This window comes from Kribbella sp. NPDC058693 (genome assembly GCF_042715335.1).
Taxonomy (GTDB): domain Bacteria; phylum Actinomycetota; class Actinomycetes; order Propionibacteriales; family Kribbellaceae; genus Kribbella; species Kribbella jiaozuonensis.
Map to the genome: position 1 here is coordinate 424,100 of NZ_JBHXSQ010000001.1, position 18,479 is coordinate 442,578.

Consider the following 18,479-nt stretch of genomic DNA (forward strand, 5'->3'; position numbering starts at 1 on the left):
GGGGCGGATGTGTCTGGTGTGGCGCGCCGAAGTGTCTGCAGGGTGTGACGGCCGATCGTCGCTACCTTGGGGTTGTGGCCAAATTTCTTGGGTTCTTGCTCGGCATAGCCGTTGCTCTGGCCGGACCGGCCGTCTTCGGAGTACTCGCGGCACCGGGTGGTATCGAGCTGAATGCGAAGGAGCTGGCGCTTGCCTTCGGCATCGGCGCGCTGGTCTTCTGGGCCGTGGTGTCGTACTTCTCCGGCGCGGCCGCGCTCGGGGCGTTCCTCGCCTTCGGCGTTCAGGTCTACTGCTGGCTCTGGATCCCGAACCGGACCACGAACTTCCTGAACGACGTCCCCGGGGTCACCACGGGGATGATCGACGGGTCGAAGCAGTACACGCTGAACGGGGTCGTCCCCATCCTCGGGGTGATCTCGCTGGTGTACGCGATCCAGCTGATCGTCCGCAGTGTGCAGAAGCGGCGGCGGGTACGGGTCGAGGAGGAGCGGCTGCAGCGCGAGCAGGAGGCGGCGCAGGCGCAGCAGGAGGCGGATGTCGCGGCTGTGTACCCGGTTGCCGGGAGCACCTATGCGGAGCCGGTGCCGTACGAGAGCCGCTCGCGGTACGACGATCTGTTCGACGAGCCGGAGCCGGTGCAGCCGCGGAACCAGGCGGATGAGCAGACGCGGCAGTTCCCGCTCGGGGCTGAGTTCGAGCAGACGCGACAGTTCCCCGAGGATGATGCTCGGGGCAACTACGTAGGCGACGAGACGGTTGCCACGCCGGTGCCAGAGGACGCTGCAGAACAGGAGCAGGAGCAGGAGCCGCAGCAGGCCCCCGCGCAGGAGGAGCCCGCAGCGGAGGAAGCCCCGGCAGCCGAGGCCAAGCCGGTCGAGGAGACCCAGGCGGCGCCGGTCCAGGAGACCCAAGCGATGCCGGTCGCGGAGAACAAGCCTGCCGAGTCGAAGACGCCGGACGCCGACGTAGGCGACGAGACCCAGGCGATGCCGGTCGACGAGACCCAGGCGATGCCAGCAGCGGAGACCAAGCCGGCCGAGGTGAAGGCCCCGGAGGCCAAGGCTGAGGTGAAGGCGCCGGCTGAGGTGAAGGCGCCGGCTGAGGTGAAGGCGCCGGAAGCCAAGGCTGAGGAGGCCGCGCCGGCGAAGCCGCAGCAGGCTCAAGGTGAGCGGCCGAAGGCGGCGGAGTTTTCGGGTAAGGAGCAGGTGGGATCGCAGTACCGGGAGCGCATGGAGGACCCGGAGGACACCGGCGAGTTCTACCTGGCGTTCGAGAATCCGGTGGTCAAGCCGGCCTAGTACCTCAAGCGACGTGCATGCGTTGCTGCACCGCACCGCGCCGTGCATGCTCGGTGATCGCCTCGTCGTACGCCGAGCTCGCCATCCCCAGCACGTCGCCAGCCATCTGCGCACGCGGTGACTCCGTGCTCCACGCGAGCACCAGCTTCCGATGGATCGGGTCACCCGCGAGCGTCCGCGTCGTGACATCCGAGGACAACATCCGGTACGACGTGGGCGAGATCAGCGCCACACCCTGACCACTCGTCACGAACCCCATCAGCACCGACGTATCCACCGAATGATGCTCCACCTTCGGCTGGAACCCGGCAGCCTCGCACGCCGCCCGGAACAACACATGGAACCCGCTGTCGTCCGGCGGCTCCCCGATCCATTCCTCGTCCGACAGCGACGCCAGCTCGACCTCGCCGCGCGTCCGCGTCGATTCCGCCACCGGGTGGTCCGCCGACAGAGCGACGTACGCCGACTCCGACTCGACCACCGTCGTGGACTCGACGCCCGCCGGCAGCCGCAGCTCGAACCCCGGGAACTCCCGCAGCAACGCGAAGTCCAGCCGCCCGCTCTCCAGCTGCTGCAACAGCACGCTGGTGGACCACTCGACCTCGATGCTGACCTGCTCGATCTCGCCGTGCGAACGCAGCCGGGACGCGATCCCGGACATCGGCGCGGTCGGGAACCCACCGAGCCGTACTGCGGACGACTCCACCGCGGTCATCGCGGACACGGTCGCGGACAGGTGGTCGACGTCGACCAGGATGGCCCGCGCGCGGTCGACGGCGTACCGGCCGAGCGGGGTCGGCGTGACCCCGGTGCGGGAGCGCTCGAACAGCTCCCCGCCGAACGCCGCCTCGATCCGCTTCAGCTGCGCCGTCAGGCTCGGTTGGCTGACCTTGAGCCAGCGGGCGGCCCGTCCGACGGACCCCGCTTCTGCCACCAGGACCACCACCCGCAGGTGGCGCAGCTCGACGTTCATGCGTTGAGACCGTAGTCCAGGTGTAGGCACAGCACACAGGTACCCAACATTGCGGTTTTGTCACAGCCGGGCCTGGACCTGTAACGCCGGGCCCGGCTGTGACGATGTGCTACGAAGTTTCGAGGGCAAGGGCCTCGCGGTAGCCGAGCCGGCGCCCGGTCTGCAGCAGCGTCCGCTCGTACAGCCGCGCGCCCAGCCGGACGATCAGCACCGTCGCGCCGAGCAGCAGCGCGATCGCGACCAGCGGCTGCCAGATCGGCACGTCCTCGGTCAGCATCCGGCCCGGCATCGACATCGACGACGCGATCGGGACGAACGACGCCACCGTCTTGGCCGACGACCCCGCGAACACCGAGAAGAAGAACGGGATCATCAGGATCATCTGCCCCGGCAGCGTGGTCGACCCGAGATCCTCCTGCCGAGTCGCCAGCGAACCCGCGACCGCCCACAGCCCGGCCAGCGCCACGAACCCGAGCACGAAGAACACCACGAACCACCCGGCCACCGGCGCGACCACCTCGAGGATGTCGGCCTGATCAGTCGCCAACAGCCCGATCAGCGACGCAGCCGCGATCACCACGATCTGCGAGAGCGCCAGCACGGTGTTTCCGAGCACCTTGCCCCACAACAGCGACCGGATCGGCACCGCGGCGGCCAGGATCTCGACGACCCGGCTCTCCTTCTCCTGTACGACGCTCTGCGCGATCATCATGCCGAAGCCGAGCGCGGTCATGTAGAACACCAGCGCCAGCCCGATGTTCACGAACTGCGAGACGATATCCGGCAGCGGACCGGGCTTCAGCAGCTGTACTTCGACCTTCGTACCGGCGTGCAACTCCGATGGAGTCAGCCCCGCCTTCGACGCATTCGTCTCCATGCCGACGGTCGCGGCCGCCTCGCGCAGCGCGCTCTCGATCCCCGAATCGACGCTGTCCTTGCCGATCACGACGTACCCGTCGGTGCCGGGCACGAGCGCCGCCTTCGCGTCGCCGTCGGTGACCAGCTTCTCCGCGGCGGGCCGATCGCCGGCGCGGACCACCTCATAGCCGTCGCCGCCGATCGTCGTCGACGCCTGCTGCACGACCTTGGCAGCCGCATCGTCGACGACCGCGATCTTGTCCGCCCCGCCCTTGCCCGCGAGGATCGCCGGCAGGATCACCGCGACCATCACGATGAACAGCATCACCAGCGTTGAGCCGATGAAGGTCTTGTCCCGGAGCTTCGTACTGATCTCGCGCTCCGCGATCAGCGCCCACGGCCTGTCCAACACGTTCATCGGGTCGCCTCCCGGAAGACGTCGCTGAGCGCCACCCGCTCCGGCCCGAACTGGCGGACCGGTCCGCGGCTGAGCGCCTCCTGAAGAATCTTCTGCTCGACGGCCGCATCCAGTACGTCGAACAGCGCCGTACCGCCGGCCACATCACGTACCTCGATGCCGCGCACGTCACGCAGCCAGCCCGCGTCGCCCTCCACCACCAGCCGGTACGTCGAGGTCGAGCCCGCCGACAGGTCCGCGACCGAACCCGCCGCGACCACCTTGCCGCGGGACAGTACGACGAGGTCGTCGCACAGCCGCTCGACCAGGTCGAGCTGGTGGCTCGAGAACAGCACCGGCACCTCGGACGTGACTTCCTCGCGGAGCAGGTCCACCATCGCGTCGACGGCGAGCGGGTCGAGGCCGCTGAACGGCTCGTCCAGCACCAGCGCGATCGGCTCGTGCACCAGCGCGGCCGCGATCTGGACCCGCTGCTGGTTGCCCAGCGACAGCGTCTCCAGCGCGTCCGTGGCCCGCTCGGCCAGCCCTAGCCGTTCGAGCAGCTTGTCGGTCCGTTCCAAAGCCCTCTCCGGCGAGAGCCCGTGCAGCCGGCCGAAGAAGACCAGCTGGTCGCGGATCTTCATCTTCGGGTACAGCCCGCGCTCTTCGGGCATGTACCCGACGTCGCGCCGTACCTCCTGGGTCAGCAACTCGCCGTTCCAGAGCACCTGACCGGCGTTCGCGGCCAGGACCCCGAGGATGATCCGCATCGTCGTCGTCTTACCGGCACCGTTGGCCCCGACGAATCCGGTCATCCGTCCAGGTACGACGTCAAACGTCACGTCGTCCAGCGCCAGATGATCACCGAACCGCCGAGTGAGCCCAGCCACCCTCAGCATGTGTGTCACCGTTCCCTACAGGTCAGCCCCCGCCGGGCGTTCACCCGACACTGACAAACCTAGTGAGGACAGGCCTCCGGGTACGTCGCCCGCGAGGGTGATCGCGCGGGTCACCCGCTAGGCGGAGGTGTCGTCCCCCGGGGTGACCAGGCCGCATTCGTAGGCGAAGACGACGGCCTGGACGCGGTCGCGGAGGCCGAGTTTGAGGAGGACCCGGGAGACGTGGGTCTTGACCGTGGCCTCGCCGACGAAGAGTTGGGTGGCGATCTCGGTGTTGGTGAGGCCGCGGGCGATCAGGCCGAGGACCTCGCGCTCACGCTCGGTCAGGTCCGCGAGGAGATCGGGCCGATACACGCGCTCGCCGCCGCCGGTGAATCGCTTGATCACCCGGCGCGTCACCTCGGGCGCGAGCAGCGCGTGGCCCGAGTGGACGATCTGGATCGCCTCGACCAGGTCCTCGGGCGCGGTGTTCTTGAGCAGGAACCCGCTCGCACCGGCCCCGAGCGACTCGAAGAGGTAGTCGTCGCGGTCGAACGTCGTGAGGATGACCACCTTCCCGGCGTCCTCGGAGACGATCCGCTGGGTAGCGGTGATCCCGTCCATCCCGGGCATCTGGACATCCATCAGTACGACGTCAGGCCGCAGCGCGAGCGCCAGCTCGATCGCCTTCTCGCCGTCGGACGCCTCACCGACGACCTCGATCTCCGGCTCGACCGACAGGATCATCCGGAAGCCGGCCCGGACCAGGTCCTGGTCGTCGACCAGCAGGACCCGCATCGGGTCACTCATGTGGCGCTCCAGACAGTGGTTGATCAAGCATCGGGTGGTCCAACGGGATGCGGACCCGGACCCGGAATCCTCCCACGGGCCGCGGGCCGATCTCGCTCTCGCCGCCGAGCAGACCAACCCGCTCCCGGATCCCGACGTGACCCAGCCGGCTGCCGACCGGCGCGTGCTTCGGGCGGCCGTCGTCGAGTACTTCGAGCTCGACCGTGTCGCCGAGATAACGCAACGTGAGGTGAGCGCTACGGGCTGTCGAATGCTTGCGGACGTTCGCGAGCGCCTCCTGGGCGATCCGGTACACCGACACGGACACGGTCTTGGGCAGCTCGGACGGCGCGCCGATCTGGTGGAACCCGACCTCGAGGCCCTGACCGTTCACCTCCGAAATCAGCGCCGGCAGCCGATCGGCGCCGGCCTGCGGCGCCTTCGGGTCCGGTGTGGTGACGTCGACATCGGGATCCGCCGCGCGAAGCATGCCGAGCAATTGGCGCATCTCGTTCACGGCGCTCCGGCTGGACTCCTCGATCACGTTCAGCGCGCTCTTCGCGGCATCCGGATCGCTGTCCATCACTCGCCGGGCTCCCCCGGCCTGGACGCCGATGCTGCTGATGTGGTGTGCGACGACGTCGTGCAGTTCGCGGGAGATCCGCAGCCGCTCGTCGATCACCGCACGCCGGGAGTTCGCCTCCTGCTGCGCGGCCAGCTCGGTCGCCTGCTGCTCGAGCTCGGCGCGCTGCCGGGCGGTGCCCCACGCCGTACGGCCCCAGAAGTACGCGCCGAAGAAGTAGAGGACGTTGAGCGCGACGGCCAGGACCACGTTCGAGACGTACGGCGAGAACAGCGCGTGGTTGGGGCCCTCGATCGAGTTGGCGCGCAGCGCACGGACGAAGTTGATCGCCAGCCAGCCGAACATGACCACGAAGACGACCGCGACCGACGCCTTCATCAGCCGCCGGTCGCGGGCCCAGGCCACGGCCGCGTAGATCGCCATGAACATCGTCGACTGGGTGACCAGGTTGCCTGCGAACGCGAAGATCGCCCGCTCGCCGTTCAGCACGAACAGCCCCGCGACCACCAGCAGCACCGGGATCGGCCACCGGCGCCGGAAGCACAGCGGCAGCGCGATCGCCGCGCTCAGCACGTACGGCTCGACGCCGCCGATGCCGAGGTCGACGTGGGTCGGCGAGCCGCCGCGGGCCAGCTCGGTCCCGAGCAGGGACGCCAGCGCCATCCCGAGTCCCAGCAGTACGTCGTACCGCTGCTCGCGGGCGGTCGGCGCGGGCCGGGTCCATGAACTCTGGGACATAGCTCATCAGCGTACGGGTGAGACGGCCCTGAGCGCGGACGCGTACCCTTGGGGGCGTGACCATCGCCCCAGAAGGACGGAAACTGCTCAGGCTCGAGGTGCGCAACGCGGAGACCCCGATCGAGCGCAAACCCGAGTGGATCAAGACCCGCGCCAAGATGGGCCCGGAGTACCAGGCGCTGCAGAAACTCGTGAAGTCCGAGGGACTGCACACGGTGTGCCAGGAAGCCGGCTGCCCGAACATCTTCGAGTGCTGGGAGGACCGCGAGGCGACCTTCCTCATCGGCGGGGACCAGTGCACACGGCGCTGTGACTTCTGCCAGATCGACACCGGCAAGCCGGAGGCGCTGGACCGCGACGAGCCGCGCCGCGTGGCCGAGTCGGTCCGGACCATGGGTCTGCGGTACGCGACCGTGACCGGCGTCGCCCGCGACGACCTGGACGACGGCGGCGCCTGGCTGTACGCCGAGACGATCCGCCAGATCCACGAGCTCAACCCGGGCACCGGCGTCGAGATGCTCGCGCCGGACTTCAACGCCGTACCCGAGCAGCTGGCCGAGGTGTTCTCCTCCCGGCCGGAGGTGTTCGCGCACAACGTCGAGACCGTCCCGCGGATCTTCCGCCGGATCCGTCCCGGCTTCCGCTACGAGCGGTCGCTGGACGTCATCACCCAGGCCCGCGACTACGGCCTGGTCACAAAGTCGAACCTGATCCTCGGCATGGGCGAGACCCGCGACGAGGTCAGCCAGGCACTGAAGGACCTGCACGCTGCCGGCTGCGAGATCATCACGATCACGCAGTACCTGCGTCCCTCGGTGCGGCACCACCCGGTCGAGCGCTGGGTCAAGCCCGAGGAGTTCGTCGAGCTGGACGCCGAGGCGCAGGAGATCGGTTTCGCCGGAGTCATGTCCGGGCCGCTGGTACGGTCCTCGTACCGCGCCGGACGCTTGTACCGTCAGGCCGTTGAGTCACGTATGAACATCCAGGACAGGTAGAGCAGGTAGAGATGGCCAAGAACGACGCGCCCGAAGAGAAGACCAGCCGGCTCAAGCAGATCGTGTCGGCGTACAAGCTGACCCAGAAGTCCGACCCGACGGTCGGCCTCGTGCTCGCCGGGATCTTCCTCGGCATCGTCGGGCTCGCCGTGCTCGGCGGATTCCTGGTCGGCCCGCTGGTGATCTGGATCCCGCTCGGCGTCGCGCTCGGCTTCCTGGCCGCGACGCTGGTGTTCGGCCGCAAGGTCGAGAAGGCGGCGTACAGCCAGATCGAGGGCCAGGCCGGTGCGGCCGCGTCGGCGCTGCAGACGCTGCGCCGCGGCTGGAACGTGACGCCCGCGATCGCGGTGACCAAGAACGCCGACATCGTCCACCGCGTGGTCGGCCGGCCCGGGATCATCCTGGTCGGCGAGGGTCAGGCGAGCCGGGTGAAGAACCTGCTGACGGCCGAGGCCAAGAAGCACAACCGGGTCGCCGGCGGCGCCCCGGTGACGCAGATCGTCGCGGGTCAGGGCGAGGGTGAGATCGACATCCGCAAGCTCACCAAGTACGTGATGAAGCTGCCGGCGGTGATGCAGCCGTCGGAGATCACCGATCTGCTCCAGCGGCTGAAGGCGCTGGACGCGGTCCGGCCGCAGGTGCCGATGCCGAAGGGGCCGGTGCCGAGCAGCCTGAAGGGCGCCCGTCAGGCGATGCGGGGACGGTAACCAAGCGGCATGCTCGACAGTTGATCTGTTCAGACATGCGCCGTGGGGAGGCTGGGAGCCCTTAGGGTGCGACCAGGACGGATTACAGGGGAACAGCTGACATGACGGATCTGATGCCGCCAGTGCACCGACGTGTGCACCAACCGGTGGCCGAGACGTGGCCGACACTGGCTCGGCCACGCTCGAATCCGGTCCGGAGGTACGGCGCGGCCACCGCGATCAAGCTGATCGCCAAGGACCTGCCCGCCACGATCCACCTGGACAGCAACCGGTCGTACGGTCTCGGCGGGCCGGCGATGCGGGTGCACCGGACGTCGGCGTTCCTGGACCGGCTCGGGCACGACGCGGGCTCCGGGTTCGGCGAGGCGTATCTGGCGGGCGACTGGGATCCGGAGCCGGGCACCGACCTGGCCGACCTGCTGGTCCCGTTCGCGGAGCGGTTCAGCAACGAGGAGACCCGGCACCTGCTGCCGAAGTGGGCGCAGTCGCTGCGCTGGCTGGTCACCCGCTCCCAGCCGGGCGACCAGGAGAACGACCGGGCCGGCGCGCGGGAGAACATCAGCCGGCACTACGACCTCAGCAACGCGATGTTCGCGGAGTTCCTCGATCCGACGCTGACCTATTCGGCGGCGTACTTCGGTGATGCTGCTCACAGTGATCTGGCAACGGCGTCGTACGACGAGCTGACCGATGCCCAGCTGCGCAAGCTCGACTCGATCCTCGATGCGGCCGGGATTGTGTCCGGGTCGCGGGTGCTCGACATCGGGTGCGGCTGGGCGAGTCTCGCGATCCGGGCGGCCCAGCGTGGCGCGTGGGTGACGGCGATCACGATCGCTTCGCAGCAGGCGTTGCTGGCGCAGCGCCGGATCGCGGATGCGGGCGTCGGCGACCGGGTGCAGGTCGCGCTGCGGGACTACCGCGACCAGATCGGCGAGTTCGACGCCGTACTGAGTGTGGAGATGATCGAGGCGGTCGGCGAGAAGTACTGGCCGGTGTACTTCGAGGCGATCGAGCGCCGGTTGGCGCCGGGCGGCGTCGCCGTCGTACAGGCGATCGTGATGCCGCACGAGCGGATGCTGGCGACCCGGAACACGTTCACCTGGGTGCAGAAGTACATCTTCCCCGGCGGCCTGATCCCGTCGATCAAGGTGATCGAGGACGTCACCGCCCAGCACACCGGCCTGCGGGCGGACGTCGTACGGCACCTCGGCGCGGACTACGCGCGCACGCTGCGGGTCTGGCGGAACCGCTTCGTCGAGCGCTGGCCGGCCATCTCCGCATTGGGCTTCGACGACACGTTCGGGCGGATGTGGGAGTTCTACCTCGCGTACTCCGAGGCCGGCTTCCGCACCGGATACCTCGACGACGTACAACTCCGGCTCACGCGCCGCTGATCAACGCCGTACGACGACCGTCTTCGCGGCCAGGTCGTGCAGGCCGCGGTGATCGCGATCGAAGATCACCGCCGGGATCAGCAGGCAGATCAGGAACGACCTGATCACTCCCCCGAGCAGCCCGACCTGCGGAACGTCCTTGCTCTTCAGGTTGAGCACGCGCAGCCCGCAGATCCGGTGGCCGATGGTACCGCCGGCCAGGCCGGTCAGGATCGCGGTGATCAGGAAGAAGATCGCCAGGTGTGACGTGTTGTAGTCGTTGCCGCCCGCCCACATCGGCTTGCCGACCACGACCGACGCGACCAGGCCGGCGATCAGCCAGTCGATCAGCAGCGCCAGCAGCCGGCGCCCCCAGCCCGCGACCGAGCCCGGGCCGTCCTCCGGCAGACCCAGCCGGCTCCCCGGAAATCGGAATTCTTCGGTGGGTCCTGTGCCCGGCTGCGCCGACGATGCCATGATGACTAGCCTACGGACGGCGCCAGCGACCGGTTCACCCAGGACCGGAAGATCTCAGGGCGTAGCCGCCGTACACCAGTGGGTCAGCGCGGACACGCTGGGCGTAACATCCGCGAAACATCAGGGTCACGACGGAGAAACCGGCGGGCCCTACGTTCAGATGCAATCTCTGAGCCACCCTAGGAGTACGTATGTTTTCCAGCGCTGAGGAGCTGCTCGCCTACGTCAAGGACGAGGGCATCGAGATCATCGATGTCCGGTTCTCCGACCTGCCGGGCATCATGCAGCACTTCACCGTCCCGGTGTCGTCGTTCGGGCCGGAGGTCTTCGAAGACGGCCTGATGTTCGACGGTTCGTCGGTGCGCGGGTTCCAGCAGATCCACGAATCGGACATGAAGCTGCTGCCCGACCCGACCACGGCCTTCCTCGACACGTTCCGCGGGACGAAGACGCTGGCCATCAACTTCTTCGTCCACGACCCGCTCACCGGCGAGGCGTACTCGCGTGACCCGCGCAACATCGCGCGCAAGGCGCAGGAGTACCTGAAGTCGACCGGGATCGCGGACACCGCGTTCTTCGCGCCGGAGGCCGAGTTCTACGTCTTCGACGACGTCCGGTTCGAGACCAAGGCCAACACCGGGTACTACGCGATCGACTCGGTCGCCGGCGCCTGGAACACCGGCCGGGTCGAGGACGGCGGTAACCGCGGCTACAAGGTCCGCTACAAGGGCGGCTACTTCCCGGTCGCGCCGACCGACCACTTCGGCGAGCTGCGTGACGACATCACGCTGGCGCTGGAGAAGGCCGGCCTGGTCGTCGAGCGTGCGCACCACGAGGTCGGTACGGCGGGTCAGGCGGAGATCAACTTCCGCTTCGACGAGCTGCTGAAGACCGCCGACAACCTGATGAAGTTCAAGTACATCGTCAAGAACACCGCGTGGGCGGCCGGCAAGACGGCGACCTTCATGCCGAAGCCGATCTTCGGCGACAACGGCTCGGGGATGCACGTCCACCAGTCGCTGTTCTCCAACGGCGACGCGCTGTTCTACGACGAGTCCGGGTACGGCGGCCTGTCCGACATCGCCCGCTGGTACATCGGCGGTCTGCTCAAGCACGCCCCGTCGCTGCTGGCCTTCACCAACCCGACGGTGAACTCGTACCACCGCCTGGTGCCGGGCTTCGAGGCCCCGGTCAACCTGGTCTACTCGCAGCGCAACCGCTCGGCCTGCATCCGGATCCCGATCACCGGGTCGAACCCGAAGGCGAAGCGGATCGAGTTCCGCTGCCCCGACCCGTCGGCGAACCCGTACCTGGCCTTCTCGGCCCAGCTGCTGGCCGGCCTGGACGGTATCCGCAACAAGATCGAGCCGGCCGACCCGGTCGACAAGGACCTGTACGAGCTGCCGCCGGAGGAGCACGCGGGCATCCCGCAGGTCCCCACCTCGCTGCCGGCCGTGATCGACTCGCTCGAGGCCGACCACGCCTTCCTGCTCGAGGGCGACGTCTTCACCGAGGACCTGATCGAGACCTGGATCGACCTCAAGCGCGAGTCCGAGATCGCCCCGATCCAGCTCCGCCCGCACCCGCACGAGTTCGAGCTGTACTACGACGTGTGACCGGTGATCGGCCGCTGACCTGCGGGAACGTCATCATGACTCCCCCGCGTTCCGTGGCTGTTCCGTGAGACTCCCGACCCGTGCCGCCAGCACAGCACCAACGGCGGCGCGGGTCGACTCGTCTGCGTCCGGCCACAAGTGGCTGTACGTGTCGAGCGTCGTCTTCGCGCTCGCGTGCCGAAGCCTGGCCTGCACCACCTTCACGTCGGCTCCCGAGGCGATCAGTAGCGACGCGAGGTAGTGCCGCAGGTCGTGGAACACGAACTCGGCCGGCAGCCCCGGAACCAGACAACCGCGGCAGTCCTTCGCGTGGTCGTGTGGCAGCGGCTTGACGTGCCGCTTCCGTACCGATCGCATCGCCCGGTCGATCGACCAGGTCGACGCCTGACCGCCCGCGCTGTCCGTCACGAGCCACTCGCTCCCCCAGCGGCCGACGGCGGCCGAGAGCTGAAGTGAGAGCTCGGCCGGCATCGGCACCGGCGTCTTGGACGCGTCCGTCTTCAACGGCTGCGCCGGCCACTGGACAGCCGGGGTGAACACGCCGCGCATGAAGTCTGTGTCCTCGATCCGGGCGCCGCAGGCCTCGGCGGTCCGCAGCCCGACGAACGCTCCCAGCAGGATCGCAGGCCTCAGGTGCTCCGGGAACGCGTCGTACAACGCCCAGACCTGCTCGGTGGTCGCGCAGTACGGCTTCTGCTTTCCGGCGCCGGGCGATGTGCGCCGGCTGCACGGATTCTTGTTCAGGATCCCGTCGTGCACCGCGTCGGCCATGATCTGACTCAGCCGCGCGTGCAGCGCGTAGACGTACGACGCCTCGTAGCCGTCGCCCTTCAACTGCGCACACCAGCTCCGAACCGCGGACGGGCGCACGCCGTTGAGAGGCAGCTCCCCGAAGGCCTTCCGGATCAGCGCGACGTGCGTCTTGGCCTGGCGCACGGTCGAGGCGCGCCGGGTGGCGTACCCCTTGAGCCAGGTCGTGCACCACTCGTCGACTGTGGTCTTCGCGTCCGCCGGGCTGACGTATGTCCCGCGGTTGACGTCGGTCTCCTGGCCTGGCCAGTACCGATCAGCGTCCACCTTCCGCTCGAACGCCTTCGTGCGCTCCCGTCCATCGGACTCGTGCCAGACCGCCAGCCAGCGTTTGCCCTTGCCGTTCCGTGCGGTGGGAACCTTTGTCTTGTTGCCCTCGGCATCCGTGACGGTTGTGTTCCAGAGATCCTTCGTGAAGCCCATCAGTCCCCGCCCCCTCGGCGCTTGCCTGGCGTGGTCTTCGGCAGGAGTCCCGCCTCTTCGGCCTGCTTGACCCTGCGGGCGGCGGTCCGCTCGGTGTACCCTCCGGCCGCCCGGACAGCTGCTGTCGGCCCATGCTTGTCGTTGAGGTACTCCCGGTAGATTCGGGCGACCTTCTCGAGCTCCGCGCGAGAGACGGTACCGCGGCGTTCCGACCGTGCCTCTCGGACCGACCGAGCAGTTGCAACGATCACCTGTTCGTCGCGTACGCCGACGGTGCCGAGTTCGGTGAATACGTCGATCGTCAACTCGTCCACGTTGAACATCCGAATGTCGGCGGACCGGATGCCACGCCCGGTCGGCTTGGCACGCACGTTGATCTCGACGCATTCCGGCCGACCGTCGCGCAACTCGAACCGCACCGTCGCATCCGGCGAACCCTTGATGCCCTCGAACGTCAACGTCGCCTCTTTGGCAGTGACGCCATCGCCCAGTCCCACCAACCCACTGCCGGTGACCTGTCGCTTACCTTCCCAGACCACGGTGTTCTCCTCGCCAGAAGCCCCTGCCTTGTTGGCAGGGACAACCCTGCCCCCACCGTGCCACTGTTGTCAACAGTTCCCAACGGTGACAAGCGAAAGGAGGGGCGGAATGTCCGAAGTGAGGTACCTGACCACACCGGAGGTTGCCGAGCTATGCCGGACGGCGCCTGAGACGGTGCGGTACTGGCGACACATCCGGAAGGGACCCGCGAGCTTCAAGCTGGGCCGCCGCGTGCTGTACGCCGCCGAGGATGTGGAGGCTTGGCTCAAGGCAGAGCGTGAGGCACAGTCGGGTGGCGGGGATGCCGCCTAACAACGAAAGATCCGGCCTCCTGATGGAGACCGGATCCACGGACGTCGGCGAGACGATCGAGGCCAGGGTACAACGCACCCCGGACCTTGCGCGTCGTCATCGCCGCCGCATCCTCGCCGCGCTCGAGGCGGCCTGGCTCAGCGCCGGCATCGCGCCCGAACCAGCCGAACCTGATCCGTGCGCGGGCCGATGCGGCGCGCTCGGCGTACTCGAGCGCGAAGGCTGGAGCAGGCGGAACAGCTGCCCTTGCCGGGAGCAAGCGTCATGACCGAACTCCCCATCGCCTACGGGCGCGACTACGGCGACGTCGACATACCGCCGCCCTGGGACGAGGACGAGCAGGCCGGCGAGCAATCCGCAAGCAACCGCAGCAAGGTGCGCGCGGACGAGCTCCGCGCCCTCCTGGTCGACGCGGCCGGCCTCCGGGACATCCGGCCACCCGAGCCGATCGTCGACGGATGGCTGTACGCCGATTCCCTCGCCTGGCTCAGCGGCAAGCCGGGCCATGCGAAGTCGTTCCTCGCCGTCGACCTCGCCTGCTCCATCGGCACCGGCCGATCCTGGCACGGCCACGACACCACCCCCGGACGAGTCGTGTACGTGATCGCCGAGGGCGCATCCGGGCTCGGCCGGCGGGTCGAGGCCTGGTCGCTGGCCAACGGCACCGCGGTCGACCAGGTGGCGTTCCTCCCGGTGCCTGTTCACCTGATGACCTCGCTCGACGTGTCCGCGTTCTCCCAGTTGCTCGCCGAGCTCCGTCCACTCCTGGTCATCCTCGACACCCAAGCACGCGTCACGACCGGCGCCGAGGAGAACTCCAGCCGCGACATGGGCCTGTTCGTCGAGGCGCTCGAACGGCTCCGCCGAGAGTCCGGCGCCTGCGTGCTCGTCGTCCACCATGAGCCACGCAACGGCGACAACCTCCGCGGCTCCACCGCGCTCGAGGGAGCGGCCACGACGATCATCCGGACCAGCAAGGACGGCAGCACCGTCGGCGTCACCAACCCGAAGCAGAAGGACGCGCCGGCACAGCCCGCGATGACTCTCAGTTTGATCAGTTGCGGAGAGTCAGCGATTTTGTCCCACGAGGCCGTGGGACTCGTTGCCTTAGGCACCGAATCGGAGCTGGAGCTTTTGAGCGTAATTCGGGACTCCTTTGGGACGGCCGGAGCTACCAAGTCCGAGCTTAAGGAAGCCACGAACCAGCCCAAGACGACGTACTACAGATCCATCAAAGCCCTTATCGGCAAGGGATTGGTGATCGAACGCAAGGAAGGTCGCAGCACCGTCTACACCCTCGCCGTCGACAACCGGCAGGAAGAGATTCCCATCAGTCCCACGGAGTCCCAATGACCCGCGGGACAGGAGTCCCAAGTCCCACACACATATACCGAAGGTATGTGTGGGACACCGGGAGTCCCCGACCCTCGTGGACCAAGGATCGGCAGGCATGAAGATCACCATCCGGCACGTCGTCGCAGCCCACCGCGTCGTCGACGCACTCGTCACCACCGACGACAGCAAGACTCACCGCATCGGCCACCTGCCCACCGAAGGCTGGTTCTGCACCTGCGGCCACGGCAAGCGCTGCCGCAACATCCCCGCCGTCCGCGACCTCATCGTCATCCTCGACAAGCCAGTACACAGCTCCACCCGATCGGAGGCCGGCCGATGACCAGCTGTCAGTTCACCCTCAGCCAACTCGACCAAGCCGCACAACCCGGCGGCTGCAGCGTCTGCACCGGCATGCTCACACCCCACCCGCGACCCCATCGGCGGCTGCATCACCATCGTCGTACGACACACCCGGCGATGCCCACTCAGACCACCCGGCGAACGCTCGATGAGCGCGCGCCTGATGGCGCGATGGGGGATCACCGAACCACTCGCTCCCGCCCCGAAGAATGACTGACTCAGGTCACGGTTTTTCAGACCCAGGACCAGCTATGACCGCACTCATCTGGTGTCTATCCGTAGCGTTTCCCTACTCCCCACCCCCCACATTCACCGTCTCGCAGGCGGTGCGACGAACGAATCCAAGGAGAACCCCGACGATGACCGAGTTCACCCCCGAGGCAGCTGGTCTGCTTGCCCGGCGAGTCTTGTTCCACGAGTGGCGGCAGCAGGTCGCGGCTGGGCTGTTGACCGAGAATGGCTTGCTCGAGCTCCGTGGCCGGCTGGACGAGACGAACCCTGAGTTCGAGCCGGGACCGGACAAGGAATCGCTGTATCTGCTCGTTGCCGACGCCATCGCCCGCCGGCGCGGCATCGATCCGGCCGACATGCCGGGTGCTCCTGTGGCGCCGGATGACGTGTCGGGGTTGGAGGATTGAGCGTGTCTGGCCGTAGCATGGCGTCAGCACCTCCCGAGCGGGATTGGGGCGGGCCGGGTCTCCGGTCGGCATCCGGATTCGGCCACGTTGGTAGGTGCGGACCGTGGCTACGGGCGCGGATCGACTTCCCTGATCCCGCATGCCCTGAAGAAGGTGCCCTGTGACCACATCCACTTACCCCCAGTTGATCGCTGCCGCTGAGTCGAAGCGGCGCGACGCCGAGCGGCGCGTCAACGACGCCGTCCGTGGCGTCAAGGATCTGCAGTCGCTGGCCGAGAACGCCGGCCGGAGCTTGCTGAACGATGCCGAGGCTGACCGGGCCCGGCAGCTGATGGAACAGAAGCGCGCGGCCGCCGAGGATGTCTCTCTGGCCGATGGCGAGATCGCGGCCCTGAAGAAGCTGCAGGCCGAGGACGCGGCGCTCGATGGCCAGCTGAACACGCGCGACGCGACGTACCGGGCCGGTGGCTCATCCGCGGCTGAGTCCCGGCATCCGCTGGCGTACACGTCGCAGACCCTCGATGCGGTGCAGGCCGCGATCGACTCCCGCACGTCCGGACGGTTCGGCGCCATGGAGCAACGTGCTGCGCTGACGACTGGCACGTTCGGTGCTCCGCGGGCGTGGGGCTCGAACGTCCTGAACGGCCCGCGGCTGCTGCACATGGCCGCCGGGGTACCGCAGCAGCCGGTGGACGCGATCTTCGCCCAGGTCCCGAACCTGACGTTGCCCACGGCATCAGCGAGCGTCGCCGAGACCGTCACCCTCTCCGAGTACGCCGCGTCGACTGCCGGATCGGTGACGCTGGCCCGCTTCGGCCGGTGGACCGACCTGTCCCGCGAGTCGCTGATCGGTGCCGACGCCGGCGCGATCGTCGGCATGCACACGATCGCCTGCGCGAAGGACCTCGACAAGGTGCTGATCGACGCGACCGAGACCGCTGCCGGTTCCGCGGTCGCGTTCACCGCGGACGTGCCGGCCGCGATCCGTACGGCCATGGCGCAGGTGATCGACAACACCGCCGCCGCGGACGCCGCGGATCTGGTGATCCTGGTGAACCCGGCCAACGCCGCGTTGCTGCAGGACGTGTCCCCGATCGGTGGTGTCACCCAGGCCGAAGGGTTCACGAAGTTCTCCGGTGCGCTGGTGTACCCGAGCTCGGCGGTCAACACCGGGTTCATCACGGTCGCGAACCTGGCAGCCGGCGCGCGGTACTTCGAAGCCCAGCCGGTCATCACCGAGACCGACTACCTGCCCAAGACGTCCGTGCTGACCGTCGCGACGTCGACGATCGCGGGCTACGGCCTCGGCCTGGTCGGTGGCGCGTCCGGGTTCGCGATCATGGTCGACGTGGTCACCCCGTGACCAGCAAGCGCGCTACGGCCAAGTCCACCGAACGTCGGCGCGACAAGGAACCGCCGCGCGTGGTCCGGATTTGGACCGAGCTCGACGGCGACGACCTCGAGAAGCTCGCCCGGCACGCGGCAGCCGAACAGCCGTCGATGCGCATCTTGTTCTGACCGGGCGTCCGTAGCAGGGTTGCGCCCGGTCACACAGCAGCACCCCACCGGTTCCCCCGTGCCGGTGGGGTGCTGCGTTGCGTGCGTACGCCGGATCAGACGTCCGGCATCGGTACGAAACCAGCGCACATCCTCGCCAACAGAATCGCCAGCGATTGGTAGTCATCCGGCTGCAACTCTTCGCCGGCGGCTGCCGCGACCTGCTCGAACACGTTGAACGTGCCGACAGCGTCTAGGTTGCCTTCGTACTCGGTCTCGGCGGTCCTGACATCAGCGATCAGCTGCTGTGCCATCAGTTCGATGTCCGGGACCCAACTTCTCCGACTGAGCTCCATGGCTCAAATCCTCTCTCTACTTGCCGCGCGTCCACCAGCCTCCGAAGAAGCCAGTCACGAACGCGCCACCGATGATCAGCAACTGCTCGACAAGCGGCATGCTGACCCGGATCACCTCGGTCATGACTGCCCCTCTGCCTCGGTAGCGAGGCGGTCGAGCACGGTGACGAGATTCCGCATCTCGTGGATCACGTCGTCCATGTCCATGCCCGCGAGGTCCATGCGGGCATCCCAGCCGCGCTCGTAGCCCTGGTCGTACGCCCACCGCTAAGACTCGGACGCGGCCTCGAAGTCGAAGTCCGGCAGATGACCGGAGAGGGAAACCCCCGCCAAGCGGCCGGCGGACGCGAGCCCGTAGAGCAGGGTCGAGCAGAGCTGCCGCTCGTGCTCGGTCATCGCACCCTCGTGCGACTCCAGCGAATCCACGAGGGCGTTGATCGCCTCGGGATTAGTAGATGATGTGTTCACGGTCGAACTCCTAGCGTTCGGTCTAGGCCCTCGTCTGGTGTCTTCAGCACCGGCGGGG

22 protein-coding genes are annotated in these 18,479 nt (G+C 67.9%); 12 read left to right on the forward strand and 10 right to left on the reverse strand.

Translation table 11 applies throughout. From position 1 onward, the window contains the following. Positions 1-74 precede the first annotated feature (74 nt). Positions 75-1,298: a hypothetical protein gene (locus ACFWUU_RS02010; protein WP_380171892.1), complete on the forward strand. Its 1,224-nt coding sequence runs from the start codon at positions 75-77 to the stop codon at positions 1,296-1,298. Between the two features lie 4 nt (positions 1,299-1,302). Here the strand turns inward: ACFWUU_RS02010 and ACFWUU_RS02015 are convergent, their stop codons facing one another. From ACFWUU_RS02015 to ACFWUU_RS02035, 5 genes are all read right to left on the reverse strand, one after another. Further along, positions 1,303-2,271 carry a LysR family transcriptional regulator gene (locus tag ACFWUU_RS02015; RefSeq protein WP_380171893.1) on the reverse strand — a complete coding sequence of 323 codons (969 nt, stop codon included), beginning with the start codon at positions 2,269-2,271 and terminating at the stop codon, positions 1,303-1,305. 109 nt (positions 2,272-2,380) lie between these two features. Beyond that, positions 2,381-3,547, reverse strand: a complete 1,167-nt coding sequence (locus ACFWUU_RS02020; RefSeq protein ID WP_380171895.1) for an ABC transporter permease — start codon at positions 3,545-3,547, stop codon at positions 2,381-2,383. Continuing rightward, entirely contained in the window at positions 3,544-4,425 is an 882-nt protein-coding gene (locus tag ACFWUU_RS02025) for an ABC transporter ATP-binding protein (RefSeq protein ID WP_380171897.1), read from the reverse strand. The genes ACFWUU_RS02020 and ACFWUU_RS02025 overlap by 4 nt, the downstream gene beginning before the upstream one ends. A gap of 117 nt (positions 4,426-4,542) precedes the next feature. Next, positions 4,543-5,214 carry a response regulator gene (locus ACFWUU_RS02030; protein ID WP_380171899.1) on the reverse strand — a complete coding sequence of 224 codons (672 nt, stop codon included), beginning with the start codon at positions 5,212-5,214 and terminating at the stop codon, positions 4,543-4,545. After that, positions 5,207-6,514: a sensor histidine kinase gene (locus tag ACFWUU_RS02035; RefSeq protein ID WP_380171901.1), complete on the reverse strand. Its 1,308-nt coding sequence runs from the start codon at positions 6,512-6,514 to the stop codon at positions 5,207-5,209. The genes ACFWUU_RS02030 and ACFWUU_RS02035 overlap by 8 nt, the downstream gene beginning before the upstream one ends. A gap of 56 nt (positions 6,515-6,570) precedes the next feature. Between ACFWUU_RS02035 and lipA the strand changes: the two genes are divergently transcribed. The 3 genes from lipA (at position 6,571) to ACFWUU_RS02050 (ending at position 9,610) form a co-directional block, all read left to right on the forward strand. Further along, positions 6,571-7,509: a lipoyl synthase gene (lipA, locus tag ACFWUU_RS02040; RefSeq protein WP_137254312.1), complete on the forward strand. Its 939-nt coding sequence runs from the start codon at positions 6,571-6,573 to the stop codon at positions 7,507-7,509. Between the two features lie 11 nt (positions 7,510-7,520). Further along, positions 7,521-8,216 (forward strand): DUF4191 domain-containing protein, encoded by a 696-nt coding sequence (locus tag ACFWUU_RS02045; RefSeq protein WP_137254311.1) that lies wholly within the window; start codon positions 7,521-7,523, stop codon positions 8,214-8,216. A 101-nt stretch (positions 8,217-8,317) separates the two neighbouring features. After that, positions 8,318-9,610: a cyclopropane-fatty-acyl-phospholipid synthase family protein gene (locus tag ACFWUU_RS02050; RefSeq protein WP_137254310.1), complete on the forward strand. Its 1,293-nt coding sequence runs from the start codon at positions 8,318-8,320 to the stop codon at positions 9,608-9,610. On the opposite strand, the gene ACFWUU_RS02055 is transcribed toward ACFWUU_RS02050, so the two are convergent. Next, the gene (locus tag ACFWUU_RS02055) at positions 9,611-10,066 is read right to left on the reverse strand and encodes an RDD family protein (RefSeq protein ID WP_380171903.1); all 456 of its coding nucleotides are present in this window, start codon (positions 10,064-10,066) and stop codon (positions 9,611-9,613) included. Between the two features lie 191 nt (positions 10,067-10,257). On the opposite strand from ACFWUU_RS02055, the gene glnA reads away from it, so the two are divergent. Beyond that, complete coding sequence (gene glnA, locus ACFWUU_RS02060; RefSeq protein ID WP_380171905.1) at positions 10,258-11,682, forward strand: type I glutamate--ammonia ligase; 1,425 nt, start codon at positions 10,258-10,260, stop codon at positions 11,680-11,682. Positions 11,683-11,715: 33 nt separating this feature from the next. On the opposite strand, the gene xerC is transcribed toward glnA, so the two are convergent. Both xerC and ACFWUU_RS02070 read right to left on the reverse strand, forming a co-directional pair. Then, positions 11,716-12,915, reverse strand: coding sequence for a tyrosine recombinase XerC (gene xerC / locus ACFWUU_RS02065; protein ID WP_380171907.1), 1,200 nt, complete (start codon positions 12,913-12,915; stop codon positions 11,716-11,718). Next, the gene (locus tag ACFWUU_RS02070) at positions 12,915-13,454 is read right to left on the reverse strand and encodes a hypothetical protein (RefSeq protein ID WP_380171909.1); all 540 of its coding nucleotides are present in this window, start codon (positions 13,452-13,454) and stop codon (positions 12,915-12,917) included. Before ACFWUU_RS02070 ends, xerC begins: the two co-directional genes overlap by 1 nt. Before the next feature lie 109 nt (positions 13,455-13,563). Here ACFWUU_RS02070 and ACFWUU_RS02075 point away from each other — a divergent pair, with 109 nt between their 5' ends. The 7 genes from ACFWUU_RS02075 (at position 13,564) to ACFWUU_RS02105 (ending at position 17,618) form a co-directional block, all read left to right on the forward strand. After that, entirely contained in the window at positions 13,564-13,767 is a 204-nt protein-coding gene (locus ACFWUU_RS02075) for a helix-turn-helix transcriptional regulator (RefSeq protein WP_380171911.1), read from the forward strand. 22 nt (positions 13,768-13,789) lie between these two features. Continuing rightward, positions 13,790-14,035 carry a hypothetical protein gene (locus ACFWUU_RS02080; RefSeq protein WP_380171912.1) on the forward strand — a complete coding sequence of 82 codons (246 nt, stop codon included), beginning with the start codon at positions 13,790-13,792 and terminating at the stop codon, positions 14,033-14,035. Next, positions 14,032-15,120, forward strand: a complete 1,089-nt coding sequence (locus ACFWUU_RS02085) for an AAA family ATPase (protein WP_380171914.1) — start codon at positions 14,032-14,034, stop codon at positions 15,118-15,120. Before ACFWUU_RS02080 ends, ACFWUU_RS02085 begins: the two co-directional genes overlap by 4 nt. Before the next feature lie 97 nt (positions 15,121-15,217). Further along, complete coding sequence (locus ACFWUU_RS02090; RefSeq protein ID WP_380171916.1) at positions 15,218-15,442, forward strand: hypothetical protein; 225 nt, start codon at positions 15,218-15,220, stop codon at positions 15,440-15,442. Positions 15,443-15,821: 379 nt separating this feature from the next. Continuing rightward, on the forward strand, positions 15,822-16,100 hold the full coding sequence (locus ACFWUU_RS02095) for a hypothetical protein (RefSeq protein ID WP_380171918.1): 279 nt from the start codon (positions 15,822-15,824) through the stop codon (positions 16,098-16,100). A 160-nt stretch (positions 16,101-16,260) separates the two neighbouring features. Continuing rightward, positions 16,261-17,463, forward strand: coding sequence for a hypothetical protein (locus ACFWUU_RS02100; RefSeq protein WP_380171920.1), 1,203 nt, complete (start codon positions 16,261-16,263; stop codon positions 17,461-17,463). After that, on the forward strand, positions 17,460-17,618 hold the full coding sequence (locus tag ACFWUU_RS02105) for a hypothetical protein (protein WP_380171922.1): 159 nt from the start codon (positions 17,460-17,462) through the stop codon (positions 17,616-17,618). Before ACFWUU_RS02100 ends, ACFWUU_RS02105 begins: the two co-directional genes overlap by 4 nt. Before the next feature lie 95 nt (positions 17,619-17,713). On the opposite strand, the gene ACFWUU_RS02110 is transcribed toward ACFWUU_RS02105, so the two are convergent. Together ACFWUU_RS02110 and ACFWUU_RS02115 are read right to left on the reverse strand one after the other, a co-directional pair. Further along, complete coding sequence (locus ACFWUU_RS02110; RefSeq protein ID WP_380171923.1) at positions 17,714-17,953, reverse strand: hypothetical protein; 240 nt, start codon at positions 17,951-17,953, stop codon at positions 17,714-17,716. A gap of 267 nt (positions 17,954-18,220) precedes the next feature. Then, positions 18,221-18,421 carry a hypothetical protein gene (locus ACFWUU_RS02115; protein ID WP_380171926.1) on the reverse strand — a complete coding sequence of 67 codons (201 nt, stop codon included), beginning with the start codon at positions 18,419-18,421 and terminating at the stop codon, positions 18,221-18,223. Between the last annotated feature and the right edge of the window lie 58 nt (positions 18,422-18,479).

What these genes read in the sequence shown, in the direction of transcription:
- glnA (WP_380171905.1), top strand. Translation starts at nt 10,258, where the DNA reads ATGTTTTCCAGCGCTGAGGAGCTGCTCGCCTACGTCAAGGACGAGGGC.
- ACFWUU_RS02095 (WP_380171918.1), top strand. Translation starts at nt 15,822, where the DNA reads ATGACCGAGTTCACCCCCGAGGCAGCTGGTCTGCTTGCCCGGCGAGTC.
- ACFWUU_RS02050 (WP_137254310.1), top strand. Translation starts at nt 8,318, where the DNA reads ATGACGGATCTGATGCCGCCAGTGCACCGACGTGTGCACCAACCGGTG.
- ACFWUU_RS02030 (WP_380171899.1), bottom strand. Translation starts at nt 5,214, where the DNA reads ATGAGTGACCCGATGCGGGTCCTGCTGGTCGACGACCAGGACCTGGTC.
- ACFWUU_RS02075 (WP_380171911.1), top strand. Translation starts at nt 13,564, where the DNA reads ATGTCCGAAGTGAGGTACCTGACCACACCGGAGGTTGCCGAGCTATGC.
- ACFWUU_RS02085 (WP_380171914.1), top strand. Translation starts at nt 14,032, where the DNA reads ATGACCGAACTCCCCATCGCCTACGGGCGCGACTACGGCGACGTCGAC.
- ACFWUU_RS02055 (WP_380171903.1), bottom strand. Translation starts at nt 10,066, where the DNA reads ATGGCATCGTCGGCGCAGCCGGGCACAGGACCCACCGAAGAATTCCGA.
- ACFWUU_RS02025 (WP_380171897.1), bottom strand. Translation starts at nt 4,425, where the DNA reads ATGCTGAGGGTGGCTGGGCTCACTCGGCGGTTCGGTGATCATCTGGCG.
- ACFWUU_RS02090 (WP_380171916.1), top strand. Translation starts at nt 15,218, where the DNA reads ATGAAGATCACCATCCGGCACGTCGTCGCAGCCCACCGCGTCGTCGAC.
- ACFWUU_RS02080 (WP_380171912.1), top strand. Translation starts at nt 13,790, where the DNA reads ATGGAGACCGGATCCACGGACGTCGGCGAGACGATCGAGGCCAGGGTA.
- ACFWUU_RS02045 (WP_137254311.1), top strand. Translation starts at nt 7,521, where the DNA reads ATGGCCAAGAACGACGCGCCCGAAGAGAAGACCAGCCGGCTCAAGCAG.
- xerC (WP_380171907.1), bottom strand. Translation starts at nt 12,915, where the DNA reads ATGGGCTTCACGAAGGATCTCTGGAACACAACCGTCACGGATGCCGAG.
- ACFWUU_RS02020 (WP_380171895.1), bottom strand. Translation starts at nt 3,547, where the DNA reads ATGAACGTGTTGGACAGGCCGTGGGCGCTGATCGCGGAGCGCGAGATC.
- ACFWUU_RS02110 (WP_380171923.1), bottom strand. Translation starts at nt 17,953, where the DNA reads ATGGAGCTCAGTCGGAGAAGTTGGGTCCCGGACATCGAACTGATGGCA.
- ACFWUU_RS02035 (WP_380171901.1), bottom strand. Translation starts at nt 6,514, where the DNA reads ATGTCCCAGAGTTCATGGACCCGGCCCGCGCCGACCGCCCGCGAGCAG.
- ACFWUU_RS02015 (WP_380171893.1), bottom strand. Translation starts at nt 2,271, where the DNA reads ATGAACGTCGAGCTGCGCCACCTGCGGGTGGTGGTCCTGGTGGCAGAA.